Here is a 21,614-nt window from a genome sequence, read left to right as displayed (position 1 = left end):
TTTTGAAAGGGTAATTCCTGCAAAAAACATAGAAAATCAATAATTTTTTTATCAAAATTTTCATATTTCGGTTGTATAAGTATATCTTTGCAGCCCCAAAAATTGTATGTCGAAACAACCGCTGATTAAACAAGATGGAATCATTCTCGAAGCATTGAGTAATGCAATGTTTAGAGTAAGACTGGAAAATGGCCACGAAATTTTGGCAACTATTTCAGGAAAAATGCGGATGCACTATATTCGGATTTTACCGGGCGATAAAGTAGGAGTGGAAATGAGCCCATACGATTTAAGCAGGGGAAGAATTATATTCAGATATAAATAGATATAAATAAGAGCGTTAGATTTAAAAAAGCGAATAGCAAAACACCTTTATATGAAAGTAAGAGCTTCAATTAAAAAACGCAGCGCCGATTGCAAAATTGTAAAACGCAAAGGGAAGTTGTACGTAATTAACAAAAAGAATCCTCGTTACAAACAACGTCAGGGATAATTTGAAAACGAATAAAAACTAAAATTCAGATATGGCTCGTATTGCCGGTATTGACTTACCTAAGAACAAAAGAGGCGAAATTGGCTTAACCTATATTTATGGAATAGGCCCCTCTACTGCACGTTATATACTTGATAAATGTGGTATTGACTACAATAAAAAAGTAAATGAATGGAATGATGATGAGCTGACTGCCATCAGAAATACCATTACCAACGAATTTAAGGTAGAAGGCCAGTTGCGTAGTGAAGTTCAAATGAGTATTAAACGTTTGTTGGATATTGCCTGCTACAGAGGCTTGCGTCATCGTAAAGGGCTGCCCGTTCGCGGACAACGTACCAAAACCAACAGCCGCACTCGTAAAGGAAAGCGTAAAACTGTTGCCGGTAAGAAGAAAGCAGTGAAGAAATAAATTGATGAAATATCCCTTCTACAAGAGGTATTTCATTTTTTTATATTTGGAACAACATTGGATCCCTGCCGGGCAGGAGGAGAGTTGTATCCGGGTTTCGATGTTCGAAATCAATTTTTTAAACCGATTACCTCAAAACAATTATGGCAAAAACTTCAAAAGCACAAAACAGCGCAAAAGCTGCTGCTAAAAAAAGAATTGTAAAAGTAGATGCTGCCGGTGATGTACATATCAGCGCTACCTTCAACAACATCATCATTTCATTTACCAACAAACAAGGTCAGGTAATCAGCTGGTCATCTGCCGGTAAAATGGGTTTCCGTGGTTCTAAAAAAAATACACCTTACGCTGCTCAAATGGCTGCCGCCGATGCTGCAAAAGTAGCTTCAGATGCCGGATTGAGAAGAGTGGATGTGTTTGTGAAAGGCCCCGGTGCAGGCAGAGAAGGAGCTATTCGCTCCATTGCGCAAAATGGGATTGAAGTAACATCTATCAAAGATATTACTCCTTTACCGCATAATGGTTGCCGCCCTCCCAAAAAACGCAGGGTTTAATTCTTCGTTTATTTTTGAATCATTATAAAGGAACAGGTATTGATTTTAGATTTTTAATGATAGCTGTTCGACACTAAAAAATCATAATTTTAAATTACTCTATGGCAAGGTACACAGGTCCAAAGACCAAAATCTGCAGAAAATTTGGAGAACCTATTTTAGGGAATGCCAAATATTTAGACAAAAACAGCAACCCTCCGGGGCAGCATGGCGCTTCAAAAAAGCGTAAAACTTTAGGTGAATATGCTTTACAGTTGAAAGAAAAACAGAAAGCAAAATATACCTACGGTTTATTAGAACGCCAGTTCCGTAAAACCTTTGATGAAGCCTCTCGTATGAAAGGTGTAAAAGGTGAAAACTTAATTAAATTGCTGGAAGCTCGTTTAGACAATACTGTATTTCGTTTAGGATTAGCAGCATCCCGTCCTGAAGCACGTCAATTGGTTACACACAAACACATTACCGTGAATGGTGAAACCATGAACATTCCTTCTTATTCATGCAAACCTGGCGATATTATTGCTTATAAAGCAAAGAGCCTGCACAATTCTTCCATTACCAGTAAGGTACGTGGTAAAAATGCAAAAATCAACTGGTTAGATTGGAATGAAACTGAAAAGAAAGGTACATTTATAACCTACCCTGAAAGGGAAGCAGTACCTGAAAACATCAAAGAACAACTGATTGTAGAATTGTATTCTAAATAATTTGTTCCCTTTTTCAGTTAATTAAAGCAAACCAAATTATTCAGCCTCATGTTGGGGTTGATGAAAAATAAAAACCAAGTTTTAATATGGCCATATTAAACTTTCAAAAGCCCGATAAAATTGTTTTACAAAAAGCAACCGATTTCGAAGGCTTATTTGAATTTCGCCCACTTGAACCAGGTTATGGTTTAACTGTTGGCAACGCTTTACGTCGTGTATTATTAAGTAGCTTAGAAGGTTTTGCTATTGTAGGTATTAAAATTGATGGTGTAGACCATGAATTTGCTACCATTAAAGGTATTACTGAAGATGTTACTGAAATTATTCTGAACTTAAAACAAGTTAGAATTAAACGTACTACTGATCAGGAAGTTGCTAACGAAAAAATTACACTTTCTGTAAAAGGCGTAACCGAATTTAATGCAGGTATGATTGGTGCTGCTACTTCCAGTTTTCAGGTAATGAATCCCGAACTGGTCATTTGTACCATGGATACTACCGCAAAATTAGATATTGAATTAACCATTGCCAAAGGCCGTGGTTATGTTCCCGCTGAAGAAAATAAACCCAAGGATGCACCATTTGGCTACATCGCAATTGATTCTATTCATACACCCATCAAGAATGTAAAATATTCTATTGAAAATTATCGTGTAGAACAAAGAACCGATTTCGAAAAACTGATTTTAGAAGTGGCCACCGATGGTACCATTCATCCGGAAGAAGCCGTAAAACAAGCTTCACGCATTCTGATTCAACACCTGATGATTATTACGGATGAAAACATCACATTCGATAATAAAGAAGATAAAAAAGAAGATGTAGTTGACGAGCAAATTTTGCAATTGCGTAAAGTATTGAAAACACCGCTGGAAGATTTAGATCTTTCTGTGCGTGCTTTCAACTGCCTGAAAGCTGCAAAAATTAATTCGTTGAGCGAACTGGTTCAATACGAGCAGGAAGACCTGATGAAGTTTAGAAACTTTGGTCAGAAATCATTATCTGAAATTGAACAGGTATTGCACGAAAGAGGTTTACACTTTGGTATGGATTTACAAAAGTTAGGGCTCGATAATTTAGACAATTAATAATTAAAACAATCAGGTGGCATATAAACACCTTATTATTCACAGCTTATAATTCCTGACACGGTATAAGCTTTAAAACTAAAAGTCATGCGTCACGGAGACAAAATCAAAAATCTTGGCCGTAAAAAGGCACACAGAGAAGCACTTTTATCCAACTTAGCCAGTGCTTTAATTATGCACAAGCGTATTGTAACTACTTTAGCAAAAGCTAAAGCCTTGCGCACTTATGTTGAACCCCTATTAACCAAAACTAAAAAGGGTGAAACCAAAGAGCAAATCAGCCATCAGCACAGAGTAGTTTTCAGCTATCTGCAAAATAAGGCAGCGGTAAAAGAATTGTTTACTGTAGTGGCTCCTAAAATTGCTTCTAGACCCGGTGGTTATACCCGTATCATCAAATTGGGCATCCGACCCGGTGATAATGGTGAGATTGCCATGATTGAATTGGTAGATTTCAATGAAATTTACGGTAAAACAGCCAATGCCGCAGCTGAACCTGCAAAGAAAACAAGACGTGGTCGCCCTAAAAAATCTGCTGAAACTACAGAAATAGCAACAAATGCTGCTGAAACTGTTCAGGCAGAATCGGCAACTGATATTGCTTCAACCGAAACAAAAGCAGCAGAATAAGTGAAAGCTTTTAAAAATATCAATCAAGCAAGACTGAATGGTCTTGCTTTTTTTATGTGTACAGCGGCCTTTTGCATTGAGGAAAACTTTTTATGTACACCTGCTTTAAAAACATTTTATTTGCACAACAATTTCCGTACACTATGAATCAGGAACAACACCCCGCCGTTTTATTATTAGCCGATGGAACCTTTTTACAAGGTTTTGCATTTGGAAAAAAAGGTACCACTACCGGTGAAATATGTTTTAATACCGGAATGACGGGCTATCAGGAAGTTTTTACCGACCCCAGCTATGCCGGACAGGTGTTAATTATGAATAATGTACATATTGGTAATTATGGTGTAAAAAATACCGATACGGAAAGTAATAGTGTAAAAATTAAAGGCTTAATTGGCCGTAATCTGGAAGAACAATACAGCCGCTATATGGCAGAATCTTCTTTACAAGCCTATTTGTTGGAAAATAATATTGTTGCCATTGAAGGGGTAGATACCCGTGCTTTGGTAGCACATGTTAGAACCAAAGGCGCCATGAATTGCATTATTTCGTCAGAAATATTTGATATAGATACATTAAAAAAAATATTATCAGCCTGTCCTGATATGGATGGTTTAGAATTAGCCAGTACAGTGAGTACTGATGCCGTTTATGAAATGGGCCAACGGGATGCCGCATATAAAATTGCCGTAATGGATTACGGTGTTAAAAAACATATTTTGGTTAGTTTAGTGCAACGGGGTGCTTATTTAAAAGTATTCCCTGCCAAAACACCCATTGAAACCCTAAAAGCCATGAATCCCGATGGTTACTTTCTTTCCAATGGACCCGGCGATCCTGCTGCCATGCCTTATGCCGTTAAAACGGTACAACAAATTTTAGCAGATAATAAACCTGTATTTGGAATATGTTTAGGACATCAGTTATTGGCATTGGCCAACGGTATTGCTACTTTTAAAATGCACCATGGCCATAGAGGCTTAAACCATCCGGTAAAAAATATCATCACGGGGCAATGTGAAATTACTACACAAAATCATGGTTTCGGGATTGATCCTGTTGCCGTAAAAGCACATGCCGATGTGGAAGTAACGCATGTTAATTTGAATGATGAAAGTATTGAAGGTATTCGCTTAAAAAACAAGCCGGCATTTAGTGTGCAATATCATCCTGAATCTACGCCCGGCCCCCATGATTCCAGGTATTTGTTCGATGATTTTATTCAGTTAATCAAACAGCATCAAAACTAATACGCTTGCCATTCAAAAAATAGTATTTAGATTAGTACCCATTGCTGATACAATCATGGGTATTATTTAGTAATATTACAATGGTCATGCGGGCTATTCAAACTGCACCGCACCATCTAAGCAACTGTTTTACATGAAAATAGCAATCATCAATGGTCCTAATTTAAATCTGCTCGGTAAGCGAGAACCCGATGTATATGGGCACCAGACATTTGAAAACTATTTTATTACGCTACAAAATAAATTTCCTGATATTCATTTCAGTTATTTTCAAAGCAATGTAGAAGGTGAGCTGATTAATGCTTTACAGCAGTTTGGTTTTAATTATGATGGAATTGTTTTGAACCCGGGAGGTTATACACATACTTCCGTTGCCATTGGCGATGCAATTGCTGCCATCACAACACCCGTAATAGAAGTGCATATTTCAAATGTACATGCCAGAGAAGATTTTCGAAAAATATCACACGTCAGTGCTAAATCTGTAGGCAGCATTATTGGGCTTGGTTTAAAGGGATATGAATTGGCTGTAAATTTTTTTTCAGCACAGCAATAATTTAGTTGGATTGCGCTTTTTTTATACAGGAATGACTGCGTTATTTTGTAAATAGTTATCAATATAACTCCATACCATTTGTGTAGGTATGCCGCTTATACAGGGGCGTGTAATACAGGATGTTTTACGGTGATTGGTAGCACTTACACAAGGCGAGCAGGGCAGGCCTAAATAAATGGGCGTTGCATTGCCGCCCAACGGTAAATACAAATGTGGTGTTTCAGGTCCGAAAATGACAAAAACTTTTAAATTGGTTACCGCTGCAAAATGAGCTGGTCCTGAATCATTGGTGAGCATTAACTTGGAAATAGAATATAAAGGAATGAGTTCTTCAAATTTAAAAGTACCTGCTGCGTTTATACAGCGTGCATCATTTACCCTATTCACCACATTGGCTACATAATCAAATTCAGCGGCAGCACCGGTGGCTAATACAATACCTTCTTTATCTGCCGCCAATAATAACTGCCCAATTTCTGCAAAACGTTCGGGCAGCCATTTGCGTTGTGGCAGCAAATCAGATGCATTTACATTTAATAAGTAAATATTTTGATGGGTATAAGAAGGGTATAGTTGCTTTATTTTAGATTGAACGGTTGTAACGGCCTGCGGATTAACCCCGGCTTTTTCTAAATGAATATCGTTGAAATGAACCGGGGTAGTTGCATAAAAAGTATCATGATAGCCTAATGCGGTATTAATTAATGAATAAAAATTAACGGCAATGTGTACATGCGGATTATAACGAACCGGATAGTTAATCAGATTGCCTCTATATAAACCTTCATCATGCGGACTGGCAAAGCCCACTCTGGATAGTGCACCTGAGAAAAAAGTAAGGATAGCCGTAAAGCGGGAGAATAATTCCAAATCAATCACCGTGGTTATTTTTTTCTTCCTGCACCAAAATATAAAGCGAATAACATCCATAAATAAAATACCGATATTTTCTGAGCGCATTCTGAAAATATGTTCAGATGGAACAGTATTTAAAATTTCTAAACTTTTGCTATTCGATTTAAAAATGACAAAGTAGAGTTCTGCCCGGGCTTCCTGTTGCAGTTTACGCATGGCAGGGTCAACAATAATGGCGCTGCCCATTTCAGATAATTCTATAAACAGGGTTCTGCTTAAATCAGGTTTAGGAGGTATGGTTCTAAAAATCCGGGCAATTAATGCAATGATGGATAAAAGAAAAGTAAGCGGAACGCCTGCATACTTATCTATTTCACGCATGGTATCTACTTTCATGTGTTCTTTTTTATATTTTCATTCATTACATGTAACATGTTGCATAGTTGGTTTTTGTTCTAAGTAACCTTACACATAACTATTGCATGTATCTATTTTAGTTCCATGTAGCTGCTACCAGCTACTTTTTTTGAATAACATTATCTGCCAATTGTTATTGTTTCAGTTATATTTTCTTAGGGCACAAATAAATAGCTACCCGTTATTTTAATACAATTGCAACATTTTATGCCATTCTTTTTGTGCGAAATAGATGTAATGTGTTTATGCTGCAAAAATAAGAAAATTGTACTGCTGCATGGCTGCTTTTTGAGGCAAGGGTTGTATATGGAGAGAAGCTGTGCTGCTTGGTTTATTCAATTGGTAATCTATATGGCTTTGAAGCCATTCCTACTAATTCCATATACAACCGTTATTTTTGTTTGGCTAAAATCAAATACCATGATGGCTGTTTCTTACAAAAAACTATTATATCGACTCCTCATCATTACCATTTTGGTTAAAATTTTCATTTCACTTTTTGTGGAATTAGGTATTGATGAATCTTATTACTGGATGTATGCCATTCAGCCGGATTGGAATCATTTTGATCATCCTCCTATGGTAGGCTTTTTAATCAGGCTTTCTACACTTAACCTGCATTGGGTAAATGATGTAAGTATGCGGTTGGGGGCTATTTTTTCCGGTGCAGTGGCCACTATTTTTATTTTTAAAACAGGGCGATTACTGAAAAATGAACGCATTGGTTGGTATGCTGCATTAATTTATAACTGCTCAATTTATACGGCAATTATCGCAGGCATGTTCATTATGCCTGATAGTCCGCAAATGGTATTTTGGACGGCCGCTTTATACCTGATGGCAGTATTATTGATGCAAAACAAAGAAAAATCGTTGGGCATTTGGTTGTTATTGGGTTTGATGATTGGACTGGCCTTATACAGTAAAGTGCATGGTTTGTATTTATGGACAGGGTTTGGATTATTCATTATCATTAAAAAACCGAAATGGTTGTTGAATTACCGATTGTATGTAAGTGTGTTGGTAAGTTTGTTGTTTGTAGTGCCCATTGTGTGGTGGAATATTCAAAACGATTTTATTACTTATCGGTATCACTCAGAAAGAGTAACACATACCACCATTCAGGTAGATGATTTTTTGAGAGAAGTAATTGGCGAATTTGCTTATCAGAATCCGGTTGTTTTTATATTATTAATTGTTGCCATTATTTATGTAATTAAAAATCGTTCTGCCATTTTTAATGCTATCATCAATACCTGGATTATTTGCATGAGTATACCGATGATTTTTTTATTTTGGGGCATTTCCATGTTCAATGCAACGCTGCCGCATTGGAGTGGGCCGGCCTATATTCCATTGTATTTTTTTGGGGCCGTTTATTTAGAAAAAATATCGGTTATAACTGTACCTGGGTTTTTAAAAACTGCTTATTGGCTGCTGGGTGGTACGCTTTTATTGGGTATATTATTGGTGCAGTTGGCACCGTTTAATTTAGGCAGTCAGGATAAAGCCAATTTTGGTGAATATTGCCCAACATTAGATGTAAGTGGCTGGACAACCTTTAGTCATCAGTTAGATACATTAATGAAAGCCGATGTTGCTAAAGGAACAATGCAGCCCGATGCACCCATTATTGTAGGCAAAATGTTTCCGGGCGGGCATTTGGAATATTATACCCATCGAATTACTGGACATCGAGTAATTGCGATAGGGCCATTAGATGAAATACACAAATTTGCCTGGTTAAATAATGCCCGAAAACCTTTGCAAATAGGGGATGATGCTTATTGTGTGGTACCCTCTAATTTACCATTTGATCCTCATAAAGCATTTGATAAATATTTTACCACCATTGAGCAACCGGAGGTGATTAATCAAATAAGAGGTGGTAAAATAGTGCGGTATTTTTATGTATATAGAATGAAAAATTGTAAAGCATTACCTACACCTTTAAAATTATAAACCATCTTTTATTGTATCAGTGTGCTATCGGCAGGTGGTTTGATAGTTGTATTTTTTTCTTTATTACCGAACAGCTTTTCAAAATCTTTTTTATACGATAAACCGGCGCCTTGCCTGCTGGTTCTACCTAACGCACCAGCATTGATGTCTAAACTGTTTTTACTGAAAATGATGGCCCGTAATTGTCTGTCTTTGGTTAATATAATTTCTAAATTAAAATCAGGAAGCCATTGAAAGTTGCCACTTTGGGCTGCTGCACTAATACCAAAGTCAAAATCGCCGCCAAAGCTTACTATTACATTATCATTAAAAAAGCTTTTCCCAACTTTAAAATTAATCCTACTTCTGTCTAATGCATTGGTATTGGTGCCAATACCTGCGCCTGTTGTAGAGGATAAAATATCACTGCTGCTGTATACAGAAGTACCCAAATCTACTTTCAGGCTTTTATCTTTTGTAATTTTATATACAATATTTGACACTGCTTTATTCAACTCACGTGTTATAATTTGTGAAATAGTATTTACACCAATGTTGGTGAAATTGGTATTTGCTCCGCCAATATCACCGTAAGGTGCAAAACGTTCTAATACAATCAGGTAGGTTACCTGTTTCAACATTTCGTTTTGATTATTTTCTATTTTGTTGATGAACTCACTAAAAGTGGGATCTGTTTTTAACGGGCTGCCTTGCGGAAAATCTAATTTAAACGTAATATCAGGATGGCTTAATCGGTTTCTTAATTCAGCAATTACATATACCGAACCACGGTATGCACGGCTTGTTCCGCTGAATTGGCCGGATTGATTACTAATTAAATCATTTACACTAATATTTTCTGCAGTGTATTGGGCATCAATATGCACATCTGCATTAAACGGATCTCCGTTCCATTCAATAAAATTACCGGCATCAGGTTTTAAAATAAACGGCTTTCTGATGAAAGATTGAAAGTTGAAATCATAGCTTCCTTCTTCAATATTGTATCTTCCCCGAATGGTTAAAGGGTCTTTAGTACCTACCCTGATTTTTAATCGGCCATTTCCTTTGGCTTTAATCACATCACCACTTAAGGGATCTAATATTACATCAACATTTAATTTATTATTGGCAGCAACATCCAAATCAACCAGTAAATTAAAATTACTGTTCTGCCTTTCATTGGTCATTTCTGTTCCATAGGTTTTAAATACAATAAAATCAGCTTCGCCGCTTTCTTTACTAACCGAGTTTGGTATATATATGTGTGATGGAACATTAATGTCTCCAATGATGGTTAATTTGGCATTTTGTTCGGGGCCTTTGAAACTTAATGTGGCTTTTCCGGTAGCATTACCATAAAATTGGCTATTGTCGATGGCTTTGGTGTTCAACATAATTAATTTGTTGGTAAACAAATCAAAATCAAAAGCCAAATCTTTAAATCCTCTTTCGTATAATTTTCCTTTAATCAGTCCAATATTATTTAAACTATCTTTTATATAAAATTCATTGAAATTAATGCCATCATTTTCAAATGATATATTGGCAGAATCAATGGTATAATACACTTGTGTATACAAAACATTCAGAGCAGCTTTTTTCAATGTAATATTGCCATTTAAATCAGGTTCAGACGGGTTGCCCTGAATAATTAAATGACCGGTTCCGTAACCTTTTAGCCTGTTGAAAATATCACCAATAAATTGTTCAACATAATTGATTTTGGTATTTTCCAATTGTATATCAACATACAATGGTTTGTTGGTACTGTCTTTGGTTTTATAATAACCCGTAGCATTAATATGGTATTCTTTATTTGGTGCTGTAACAGTAAAATCTAATTTTCCTGATATACTGGTATATAAAGATTGTATATTCACTATACCTACAGAGTCATCATTCAATCTAAATTGAGTAGATGATAGTTTAGCTTCTGCAGTAAATGGACCGTAAAAATCACGTAAATAAATTTCTCCATTGGTGATGCCTTCCAGCTTGGGATTTTTGATAAATAATGCCGTAATATCTCCTAAAAATATATTTTTTAATTTTACAATAAGATTATTGGTATTGCCGCCTTCTTCTTCGTCGGTTTCTACGGTAATTTCCTGAAAGCCCTGTATGAATTTTACATTACTGGCCGAAACAAAATTTTTACGCATTACAATTTCACCCTGCTTATCTAAATTCCACTTTTTTTCATTTAATATAAATGAAGATGGGTTAAAGTGTATACGTGCACCATCATTTAAGGTATACACATCAGCATTCAGCAACACATTTTTCAAAACATTATTGGTACTTGTAGAAAGATGTACAACAGAGTGATCGTTAGAAGCTTTGATGGATAATTGTGTGTTGGGAAATTGAAGACTGTCTTTTATTTGAATATCGCTGATATTACCTGATAGTAACAAACTATCGTAATTTCCAATACAATTTAAGTTAATGCCCGAAACTGCATATTGGTCATATTTTGCATATGGTACCAATGCAGAAAGTTGAAATATACTTTTGACAGTGTTTACACGTCCGGAAATATCTATATCGTTTAATCCGGATATTTTTTTGTTGTATATCTGCAACAGGGGCTCAATATAATCGGTTTTCAGGGTTAATGTAAAATCCTGATTAACGGCAATTTTTGCAGGCTCATTAAAGTAGGCAGGGTAGTAGCGATGCAGGAATGACTGAAAGCTGTTGGGTAAATCAAGAATGGTAAATTTTCCTGCTATTGTTCCGTTGAAATTGTTGCTGCCAACTTTTAAAAATTTTACTGAATCGGCTGAGTAACCGGAAGTAAGGTTCAGTGAATCGAAACTTAATTGGGTATCGGCAGATGTGATGGTAGCATTTAAAAATTTTGCACTACCTAAAAACTGGTCAATTGTTTTACCGGTAAAATAAATATCTAATAACCCGGTTAGTTGCAAGCTGTCTTTATAAAAATTTAAAACTTTTAAATTGGCATTCACCAAATCGCCCAAAATGTTAAAGCTGGGATCCGGCTTACTTAAATCTACTTCTACATTACTATTAAAATTCATGTTTGGATCATCAACCTTAACTTCACCATTAAAATATTTTTTTTGAAAGGTACCGTTGGTGGTTATGTTTGAATAAGTGTAATGATTAAAATCGAGCGATGCAATTTTTCCTTCAATTTGTGTTTTGAGTTTCTCAATATCAAAATTACTGCCTGAAATTTTACCTGTAAAATCAACATAACCTAACTGGCTGATGCGTAAAAATTTGCCGATATTGAAATGGTTGGTAATAATATTTCCAGAATAAGTAATATCCTTTTTTTGTGGTATTTGCATGGTAACATTGGCCGCAACACCACCCAATCCTGAAGTGATGGTACCATTAGAAGTAAAATTATAAATAGTGCCATTAAAATTTCCCTTAAACAATGCATCGCCTAAAGTGGTAAGATCGGGTACTTTCATATCTTTTACCGAAGGCGCAAAAAGAACAACATCATTATAATTGGTTTTAATGGTGCCATTGTTAAAGTTGATGATGGTTTTATTTAAATTGGGTAAACCCTTCATAGCAAGGCTGCCACTGATATAACTGCCGCTGCCAATGCGGGCAAATAAATCCTGTACCGAAAAATTGGCTACTGTACCTTCAAAATGTCCGTTAATATTGATTTGTTTTTTCCAGTCTTTTAGTTCCGGTGCAAAATAGGCAATATCATCACTGTATACCGAGGCCTCCGTAAACTTAGCCACCATGGTAACAGAATGAATATATTCACTAAAATCATCATTAAAATGTTTGAATTTCATGGCATAATAGTTGGTTAATCTGCTTTTATTGGTAAGCAGATCTAATTTTGCCAATTCTATAATGTGCGGATTGATGGTTAGTTTTGTTTTTAATCTTTTTATTTCAATACCGCTTCTTTCTTTTGCAGCAATGTCTGCAATGCAGTGTAAAGTATCTTTTATCAAACTTACCTCATCAAAATGCCCGGTTAATTGTTGAATGTAAATATGGCTTCCATCAAAATATGGTAGTGGTTTTTTATCATTTCCTTGAACAGAAAGTGTTCCGTTTTTAATGTTGAGTTTTTTGAGATGCACTAAAAGATTACCGGTATTGAACTGCAATCCTGTATCGGGTGTATTGGTTTGGTGGTCTTTAATTCTGATTGAATCGGGGCGTAATTCATGAATATTGGCTATTTCAAAATAAGGATGATCCAGATTTAATTGATTGATAGAAAAAATTCCTTTGTTTAAATTGATATTGTCTGCATCTAATAAAAGAGAATTCAATTTTGCCGTCATACGTTCTCCGTGCCATTCATCATTTTTAATAAAGTGAATGTTATTGAATTCAAGTTTTTTCAGATTCAGGGTTATTCCATTTTTTGTGTTGGTTGATTTTGGGCTGGCGAAATGGTCAACAATGTACTGGAAATTCCATACACTGTCCTTCCTTTGTAATTTTACAACGGCATCATCCAGTCCAATATATTTTAAATCGGCTGAATCTTTTAAGAAAAACCAGTCGGTTATTCTAAGCTTTAAAGCAGCTGCATATAATAAAGTATCTTTTTGCCGGTCACGTATTAAAGTTCCATCTAAATTGAGTTTATTGAATAAGGTAACGTTTATTTTTTTAATGCTTACTTCTGTACCTAAGGACTTAGATAATTTTTTGGTGGCAATGCCAATTAACCAGTTTTGAACGATAGTTGTTTGTATGGCAATAAATACCAATAAAACAAGCGCTATTACAATAAATACAAAACGCCTTAATATGGTGAGTGTTCTTTTCAGGTGAGTAGTTTTATAAACAGAAATTAATCAATCAATGTAATATTCCAAATACAGTACCAAAACTAAGGCTTCTATGTAAATGATTGCGATGAAAGTGCATTGAAGTTGTTAAGATTTTTATTCCTGAATGAGCTGCTGCAGTTGATGATAGGTGATGCTGGTGAAATCTGTAACAATTTTGTCGGCAGCTGCTAATTCACCGGCTGTATGTGTGGTTGTTAATGCAATTACTTTTAAACCTGCTGTTTTGGCTGAAGTAATACCTGTTACTGCATCTTCAAAAGCAATGCATTGCTGAGGTGGTAATCCCAGCTCAAGGGCTGCTTTTTCATAAATTTCAGGATGTGGTTTACCATGTGTAATATGAACTGAATAAATAATTTCTTTAAAATATTGCCTAATGGGCAGGTGTTGTAACATAAAATTTATATTGTCTTTTATGCCCGATGTGGCAATTACCATAGGTATTGCATGTTTTAATAACGTTTCTAATAGCTCCATTAATCCGGCAACCGGTTGAATATATGGTGCATAGATTTCCCGATAAATGGCCTCTTTTTCGTTCGTGTAATTTTTTATATCTGCTTCAGAAATCTGATTGCCAAAAATGTATTTTAAAACATCTACATTTGTTTTGCCGTTAAAATGTGCTAAATATTCTGCTTTTGTTAGCGGGGGAATATTTCTTTGCTGATAAAATATTTGCCAGGATTGTAGGTGGTAATCGTTGTTATTGATGAGTGTTCCATCTAAATCGAAAGCAACGCCAAATGTTGGTATCATATAAAATGTTAGCTGATGAAAAAATGCTGTATGTGTAATATATTAACGAAATATTGAAAATATATCGGTTGTTTAATACCCGGCCACTGCATCATCGCCACGGGTATCTGCAGCTGTTTGCCTTTCTCCATTCTGTAATATTTTAATAATTTCTGTTCGGCCAATGCTACCCCGTTGTTGAATGGTATAACCCATTGCTTCTAAATCTGAAATGGTGCTTTTAGGAAAATCGGGTTCTACAAAAATTACATCGGGTAACCATTGATGATGAAATTTTGGAGCAGCAATGGCTTGTTCTGCGCTCATATTGAAAATAAGTACATCTACCAATGTTTGAAATACAGAGGTAGGAATAGTGGTACCACCGGGTGTACCGCAAACCATAAATGGTGTATTATTTTTTAATACAATGGTTGGCGACATAGAACTGAGCATGCGTTTACCGGGTTGTATGGCATTGGCTTCACCGCCTACTGCGCCAAACATATTGGGTACGCCGGGCTTTACACTAAAATCGTCCATTTCATTGTTCAAAAAAAATCCGGCACCACCCACAACCGTTCTGCTGCCATACCATCCATTCAACGTAGTAGTAATACTTACCATATTACCTTCTGCATCCATAATGCTAATGTGTGTGGTTTCTTCGTGCTCGGGTATTTGTCCCTCTTTAATCAGTTTGCTGGGTGTAGGTTTTGTACTGTCGTAATTTACCATGCGTTGAGCAATATATGCATCGCTTGTAAGGGTTTTTAATGGAACTTTCCAAAAATCCGGATCGCCCATATAGGCGGCCCGGTCTGCAAATGCTCTCCGTTCTGCTTCTACCATTAATTGTACCATTTTAACCGATTCAAAACCATATGATGCTAAAGGTTTATTGGCAATCATTTTCATGAGTTGTTCAACAATAATACCCCCGCTACTGGGTGGGGGCATTCCGATAATGGTAAAATCCTGAAAGTTAAAAATGAGGGCAGTGCGTTCTGCAGGCCGGTAATTTTTTAAATCATTCAATGTTATAATGCCTTTACCACGTTGCATTTCGGCTGCAATTAATTGGGCTGTTTCACCTTCATAAAATCCTTTTGCTCCTTTTTTGCTGATACACATCAATGTTTTAGCCAGGTCTTTTTGTATCAGTGTATCCCCTTCCTTCCAGGGTGTTGCTTTTACAAATGCATTGGGCTTAGTATTATAACGTATAAATTCAGCTCTTTTGGCATTTAAGAGATGTGCTTCTTTTGTGGTGATTACAAATCCGTGTTCAGCTAATTCAATGGCGGGTGCAATGAGTTGTTGAAATGGTAATCTGGCATGTTTGTACATGGCAAAAATACCGGCTATGGTACCCGGAACGCCACTGGCCAAATGACCATCTTGCGATAAATGCATATCGGGATTGCCATTCTTATCTAAGTACATATCTCTTGATGCATGTTCGGGTGCCGTTTCTCTAAAATCTAAAGCTATATTTTCACCATTACTTTTTCTGGCCACCATAAAACCTCCGCCACCTATATTTCCGGCTTCAGGAAACACTACTGCCAGTGCCAATTGTGTTGCAATGGCGGCATCAAAAGCATTGCCACCTTCCTGCATTATGGCAGCACCAATCATACTGGCTAACGGATGTGCACTTGCTACGGATGCATGCAGAAAGCCGGCAGACTTATGAATGGTGTAATGAAAAGGATCGATCTTTTTGCCTGCTCCAACCAGATTGTTTTCTTTTTGGGCATATAGCTGAAAAGGGAAACATGCTGTAACCGTAAAAATAATTACAATAATTGACAATATATTTATTTTTTTTGTATTTAGTTTGAAAGCAAAGTACATAGTGCAATTTTTTTTATAAATATTTTATAACAGCAATTTACAGATTATTTGTTGATGGTGTAATTTTTCAAATGGTAATCATTTTATGTAACTTTTCCACTGTTTAGCAGATGCATTGTGTACATCAATTTTTCCTGTTCATACTTTTTCAATTTTCAACTATTGTGTTCAATAAAAAGAGGCTGTCTCAAAAGTCACAGGCAGCCTCTTTTTATTCGGTAAATGGGGTGGAAAAAGTTTTCATTTAAGCCATTCTCAAACGCTTCATTTTACTTTTGAGACTTCCTCTTATCAATGATTGCGTATGAATTTGTGTGGCTAAACCAATTAAAATTTAAAACCGATAGTTGCTACAATATTGCCCAAATTGCCGGTTTGTATGGCATAGGTATTGGGTTTGTCATTTAAATAGTAAGGAAAGTTGGCATCTTTCACAAAAGTGTAAACATAAGTCAGGTCAATGAAGATGCCATGGTTTCTGTATCCTACACCACCACTGGTTACAATTCTATTCGCCTTTACTTCAGATGCAGCATAAGGACTACCATAATAAGCTGCACCTAATCGAAACATCCAGGGATCAAATTTTAATTCACCACCAATACGGGCATTAATATTGCCTTTGTAATAATTTTTTACGGTACTGTTAAGCTGGCTGTAATAATCAATACTCGATTGGTCTGCATTGCTGGCAGCTCTGAACCGGGCACCGCGGTAGTTTACATATTCTAAATCGGCACTAACAAAAGCTCTCTGTTTATGGGTGTTGGCTACTTCTCTAAATACATAACTGGCGCTGGCAATGGCGCGCCATGGGGTAACGATACTATATTGACGTGTTCCCGGATTGCCGCTATTTAATTTGTCGCTGGTTTCGGTTCTCAAACCTGCATATGATTCGGTGTTGGCAGTAATGGAAGAACGTATTTGATCGTTAAATGAAATGAGTTGTGGGGTGTGCAATGCAAAACCTATACGCCAGAACTCTTTTGGTTTGTATAACATTCCCAGTTTTAAACCAACGCCAACCCCCTGCGATTTAAACGTTTCATGATAAGTAAAATAAGCAAAGTTATTGTTGGGGTTATTGGTAGCATCGGTTTCAGAATAAGTTAAATCACGTTGATACGATACAATGGGTACCGTTAAACTACCCCCAATATATAACCTGTCGGCCATATTGCCGGCCAGACCTAAAGCAATTTCATTGTAGCCACCTCTAGTTACTGCATCGTACGATTGGATAACACCTGTTGAAATAGGTACCAGACTTTGATAGCCTGCTACTGATCCGTTGGGGCCGCTTAAGGTATCAATCAGGTAGGTTCTGAATGCCAGAGATGAACCAAAAATATAATTGCTTAAGGCGGCATTGGTATCCGCCCTGTCGCGGGTCAGTTCTTCTAAATACTGTTCGGTAAAAGAACTCATATTGTTAAATCCACTGTATTGAATATGATTGTTGTAATTGGCTAACTGATTTACCGAAAGTGAAAAAGCAGAACTGGTAAATTTACTGTCGCTATACCTGCTGGGTGTACCAATTACGATACCACTGGCACCATACATAAATGCATTTTTTTTAGCAGTTGAATCGGTGCCTCTGTAATTGAGTTTGTTGTTATTCATTAAAAAACCGGGTGATAATACCAACTCTCTTGTTTTATACAATCCCAACCCGGCCGGATTTACGTTGGCTGCGGAAATATCGCCACCTAATGAAGCCATAACACCACCTACAGCCATATTTCGGGCAGAACCATTTTGGGTAAACCATGCAGTACGCAAAGCATCTTCAGGAGTTTGAGCCCATAAACTCTGGCTCACTAAAATGCATAGAATGGGTATTAATTTCTTCATAGATTGGCTTTAGTGCTGAATCTTACAAATAGTTGAATAGGTTTCAATCTTTTTTAAAATTAATTTCTGGGTCCGCGGCTACCGGAGGCACTACTGCCTGCACTATTAAATCCGCCACTTCTGCCACCGGCATTACTGCTGGGCGTAAAGGTATTACCGTTGGTATTAAAAGTTCGGGCGGGGCGGTACCAGCTATTGTTATTGGGCATATTATTGTTGCCTGTGGGAGAAGTAGAAAATACCCGGCGCACCAAACTGCCAAAACTGTTACCCGGCGCATACATATTGCTGCCTTCTTTCAGTTGGCGAACATAATTGGTATTATTGTAATTTCTATTCAGGTAGGCAGATAAATAACTACCTGATGTAGATCTGCTGATGATGGATGGGCTTTTATAGCCAATTAAAGTAGCAGCAGGATTGTACCAACTGTTCCAGCCATATCCCAATCCGTAACCATAACCATAGCCATAAAATGGCATCATGCCATAACCGGAGGTGTAATAAGGGCTCCACATATTCCAATAAGGGTTCCAGCCATTATATCCCAGATAAGCCCAGTTATTGTATATTGGAAAATTATAGCGGCTGTCATACCAATAACTGTAATCATCTAAAGGTGCCCACAAATAATAGTTGTGCACTTTCATGCTTAAATAACGGTCGTCATTATAATTTTGAAACTCCTGATAACGATCTTCCTGACGGGTTTGGTTAACAAATGCATTGCCATTAGCAGGTGAATAATATAAATCATCTGGTGTTTGGGTTGATTTATAAGCGGTAGAGCAACTGCTTAGCAGGGCTGCAAAAGCTATTGTTAATAAAAAAGTTGTTTTCATATTCATGCGTTTTAAAAAATTCGTAATACTAAGTTACATACATTTGCTGCATTCTTTTTTCAAATTAAAATTACATCAAAAATGTTGCCTGTATTAATATTAACTTAATTTTTATGTTAACGATATGTCAATTACGGGCTTCAAGTAAATAACAAAAAAAGACACAAAAAGTTATGGCGAAAGAACTAACCTCACGTGCTGAAGATTACGCCCAATGGTACAACGATTTGGTCATTAAATCTAATTTGGCTGATTATAGTGCAGTTAGAGGCTGTATGGTTATAAAACCCTATGGGTATGCACTTTGGGAAAATATGCGTAATGCCCTCGATGCAATGTTTAAAGAAACCGGCCATGTGAACGCCTATTTCCCACTTTTTGTACCCAAAAGTTTATTTGAAGCGGAAGAAAAAAATGCGGAAGGATTTGCAAAAGAATGTGCCGTGGTAACCCATTACCGCTTAAAAACGGATCCTGACAGGCCGGGTAAATTAATGGTTGATCCGGATGCTAAATTAGAAGAAGAATTGGTAGTAAGACCTACCAGTGAAGCCATTATTTGGAATACCTATAAAAACTGGATACAATCATACCGCGATTTACCTTTATTAATTAACCAATGGGCTAATGTGGTTCGGTGGGAAATGCGTACCCGCCTGTTTTTAAGAACTGCTGAATTTTTATGGCAAGAAGGGCATACTGCACATGCCACACAGGAAGAGGCATTGGAAGAAACCCGTAAGATGCTGGATGTGTATGCCGATTTTGCCGAAAACTGGATGGCTGTTCCTGTTATTAAAGGAGTAAAAACCGCCAATGAACGTTTTGCCGGTGCAGTAGATACGTATTGTATTGAAGCATTAATGCAGGATGGAAAGGCATTGCAAGCAGGTACTTCGCATTTTCTGGGGCAAAACTTTGCCAAAGCATTTGATGTAAAATTTAGTGATAAAGAAAATAAGTTAACTTATGTATGGGCTACCAGTTGGGGGGTTAGTACCCGCTTAATTGGCGCTTTGGTAATGGCACACAGTGATGATGGTGGATTAGTATTGCCGCCTAGAATTGCACCGCTGCAAGTGGTAATTGTGCCCATTTATAAAGGTGATGAACAAAAAGCCATGATTGCCGAAAAAGCTTTGGCTATTGTTCAACAGTTAAAGAAAAAAGGGATTAGTGTAAAATTTGATGATAATGAAAATACAAGGCCGGGCTGGAAATTTGCACAGTATGAAATGCAGGGTGTGCCGGTTCGGTTGGCTTTGGGCATTCGTGATATTGAAAATAACGTGGTGGAAGTGGCCCGAAGAGATGCCAAAACCAAAGAAACAGTTTCATTGGAGGGTATTGATGTTTTTGTTGAGCAATTATTGGATGCAATTCAAACAAATATTTATCAGAAAGCACTGGCTTACCGTAATGAACATATAACATCTGTGAATAGTTGGGATGAATTTATGGAAGTATTAGACAATAAAGGTGGTTTTGTTGCAGCACATTGGGATGGCACTTCAGAAACAGAAGATAAAATTAAAGAATTATCTAAAGCTACCATTCGTTGTATTCCGCTCGATAACCAACAGGAAACGGGTGCATGTATACTAACCGGAAAACCCTCTGTGCAACGTGTATTGTTTGCCCGGGCTTATTAATCAACAATGCTCTGCAAACCAATTCACATTATTTGCTGAGAGGGTTGCTGCAGTTTGATTGAAGAAAGTACCCAAAAAATGCTGCTAATGGTGTGGGAACCAAATAGCATGTGTGTATCATTTTTTTAATTCTTATCATTGAAACAAAAGTCTGTTATACCTGCTTTGCAACCTTTTTTAGATGGGAAAATGTTGTTGTTGAATAAGCCGTTGCACTGGACTTCATTTGATGTGGTGAAGAAAGTCAGAATTACCACAGGTATATCAAAAGTTGGCCATGCCGGTACTTTAGATCCGCTGGCTACCGGCTTATTGATTGTTTGTACCGGTGCTTTTACCAGGAAGATTAACGATTTTATGGGAATGGATAAAGTGTACACCGGTTCTATTACGCTGGGAGCCACCACTGCTTCTTACGATTTGGAAACCACTCCGCAACCTGTTGCATCAACTGATCATATTACGGAACCCATGTTGGAACAAGCTACAAAACTATTTACCGGTGCAATTCTGCAAATGCCACCCCAACATTCTGCTATAAAAAAAGATGGCAAACCCTTGTACCTCTTTGCACGCAAAGGAATTGAAGTAGAAGTAGCGGCAAGGCCGGTAACCATACATTCTTTTGAAATAACAAATGTAGCAATGCCTGTTGTGCATTTTAAAGTACATTGTTCAACCGGAACATATATTAGAAGTCTTGCAAACGATTTTGGAGCAGCACTTGGCGTTGGTGGCTATTTAAGCAGTTTGTGCAGAACTGCAATTGGTAATTTTGAATTGAAAGATGCGAGTACAATTGAAGCATTTGAACAATCTGTACAAATTTTAAAAACAGATACGAACGGGTAGCCATTGTTGGTTTTTAAAAAAATTTTCTTTTCAAAACGTACTGCCTGTTGCCCAATGTTTGGAACGATGAAGTGATTGCGACGC

At 36.9% G+C, this 21,614-nt stretch carries 18 protein-coding genes; 12 read left to right on the top strand and 6 right to left on the bottom strand.

The annotated features are described in order from the left end of the window. Positions 1-106: 106 nt before the first annotated feature. From infA to aroQ, 9 genes are all read left to right on the top strand, one after another. Entirely contained in the window at positions 107-325 is a 219-nt protein-coding gene (gene infA / locus EO766_RS14820) for a translation initiation factor IF-1 (RefSeq protein WP_068245579.1), read from the top strand. A 51-nt stretch (positions 326-376) separates the two neighbouring features. After that, positions 377-493, top strand: coding sequence for a type B 50S ribosomal protein L36 (gene ykgO / locus EO766_RS14815; RefSeq protein ID WP_026774906.1), 117 nt, complete (start codon positions 377-379; stop codon positions 491-493). A gap of 31 nt (positions 494-524) precedes the next feature. Then, positions 525-905 carry a 30S ribosomal protein S13 gene (rpsM, locus tag EO766_RS14810; RefSeq protein WP_068245576.1) on the top strand — a complete coding sequence of 127 codons (381 nt, stop codon included), beginning with the start codon at positions 525-527 and terminating at the stop codon, positions 903-905. Between the two features lie 143 nt (positions 906-1,048). After that, entirely contained in the window at positions 1,049-1,459 is a 411-nt protein-coding gene (gene rpsK, locus EO766_RS14805) for a 30S ribosomal protein S11 (protein ID WP_074418013.1), read from the top strand. 101 nt (positions 1,460-1,560) lie between these two features. Next, positions 1,561-2,166, top strand: coding sequence for a 30S ribosomal protein S4 (rpsD, locus tag EO766_RS14800; RefSeq protein WP_068245567.1), 606 nt, complete (start codon positions 1,561-1,563; stop codon positions 2,164-2,166). A gap of 86 nt (positions 2,167-2,252) precedes the next feature. Further along, on the top strand, positions 2,253-3,254 hold the full coding sequence (locus tag EO766_RS14795; protein WP_074418014.1) for a DNA-directed RNA polymerase subunit alpha: 1,002 nt from the start codon (positions 2,253-2,255) through the stop codon (positions 3,252-3,254). An 87-nt stretch (positions 3,255-3,341) separates the two neighbouring features. Then, complete coding sequence (gene rplQ, locus EO766_RS14790; protein ID WP_074418015.1) at positions 3,342-3,884, top strand: 50S ribosomal protein L17; 543 nt, start codon at positions 3,342-3,344, stop codon at positions 3,882-3,884. 143 nt (positions 3,885-4,027) lie between these two features. Further along, complete coding sequence (gene carA, locus EO766_RS14785; RefSeq protein WP_074420741.1) at positions 4,028-5,134, top strand: glutamine-hydrolyzing carbamoyl-phosphate synthase small subunit; 1,107 nt, start codon at positions 4,028-4,030, stop codon at positions 5,132-5,134. A gap of 133 nt (positions 5,135-5,267) precedes the next feature. Further along, positions 5,268-5,690, top strand: coding sequence for a type II 3-dehydroquinate dehydratase (gene aroQ, locus EO766_RS14780; RefSeq protein WP_074418016.1), 423 nt, complete (start codon positions 5,268-5,270; stop codon positions 5,688-5,690). 21 nt (positions 5,691-5,711) lie between these two features. On the opposite strand, the gene EO766_RS14775 is transcribed toward aroQ, so the two are convergent. Continuing rightward, entirely contained in the window at positions 5,712-6,941 is a 1,230-nt protein-coding gene (locus tag EO766_RS14775) for a glycosyltransferase family 9 protein (RefSeq protein WP_074418017.1), read from the bottom strand. Positions 6,942-7,382: 441 nt separating this feature from the next. Here EO766_RS14775 and EO766_RS14770 point away from each other — a divergent pair, with 441 nt between their 5' ends. After that, the gene (locus tag EO766_RS14770) at positions 7,383-8,924 is read left to right on the top strand and encodes an ArnT family glycosyltransferase (protein WP_176712993.1); all 1,542 of its coding nucleotides are present in this window, start codon (positions 7,383-7,385) and stop codon (positions 8,922-8,924) included. 8 nt (positions 8,925-8,932) lie between these two features. Here the strand turns inward: EO766_RS14770 and EO766_RS14765 are convergent, their stop codons facing one another. From EO766_RS14765 to EO766_RS14745, 5 genes are all read right to left on the bottom strand, one after another. Then, positions 8,933-13,642 carry a translocation/assembly module TamB domain-containing protein gene (locus EO766_RS14765; protein ID WP_074420740.1) on the bottom strand — a complete coding sequence of 1,570 codons (4,710 nt, stop codon included), beginning with the start codon at positions 13,640-13,642 and terminating at the stop codon, positions 8,933-8,935. Positions 13,643-13,819: 177 nt separating this feature from the next. After that, entirely contained in the window at positions 13,820-14,485 is a 666-nt protein-coding gene (locus EO766_RS14760; RefSeq protein ID WP_074418020.1) for an HAD family hydrolase, read from the bottom strand. A 72-nt stretch (positions 14,486-14,557) separates the two neighbouring features. Next, positions 14,558-16,282 (bottom strand): gamma-glutamyltransferase, encoded by a 1,725-nt coding sequence (ggt, locus tag EO766_RS14755; protein WP_287101463.1) that lies wholly within the window; start codon positions 16,280-16,282, stop codon positions 14,558-14,560. 369 nt (positions 16,283-16,651) lie between these two features. Further along, entirely contained in the window at positions 16,652-18,184 is a 1,533-nt protein-coding gene (locus EO766_RS14750; RefSeq protein ID WP_074420738.1) for an OmpP1/FadL family transporter, read from the bottom strand. Between the two features lie 59 nt (positions 18,185-18,243). Next, entirely contained in the window at positions 18,244-19,026 is a 783-nt protein-coding gene (locus EO766_RS14745; RefSeq protein WP_074420737.1) for a hypothetical protein, read from the bottom strand. A 173-nt stretch (positions 19,027-19,199) separates the two neighbouring features. On the opposite strand from EO766_RS14745, the gene proS reads away from it, so the two are divergent. Together proS and truB are read left to right on the top strand one after the other, a co-directional pair. After that, positions 19,200-20,678 carry a proline--tRNA ligase gene (gene proS / locus EO766_RS14740; RefSeq protein ID WP_074420736.1) on the top strand — a complete coding sequence of 493 codons (1,479 nt, stop codon included), beginning with the start codon at positions 19,200-19,202 and terminating at the stop codon, positions 20,676-20,678. Positions 20,679-20,816: 138 nt separating this feature from the next. Then, entirely contained in the window at positions 20,817-21,530 is a 714-nt protein-coding gene (truB, locus tag EO766_RS14735) for a tRNA pseudouridine(55) synthase TruB (RefSeq protein ID WP_287101460.1), read from the top strand. Positions 21,531-21,614 lie beyond the last annotated feature (84 nt).

The sequence above is a fragment of the Hydrotalea sp. AMD genome (genome assembly GCF_004100315.1).
Taxonomy (GTDB): Bacteria; Bacteroidota; Bacteroidia; order Chitinophagales; family Chitinophagaceae; genus Hydrotalea; species Hydrotalea flava.
This window is presented reverse-complemented; position numbering and strand designations above follow the sequence as displayed.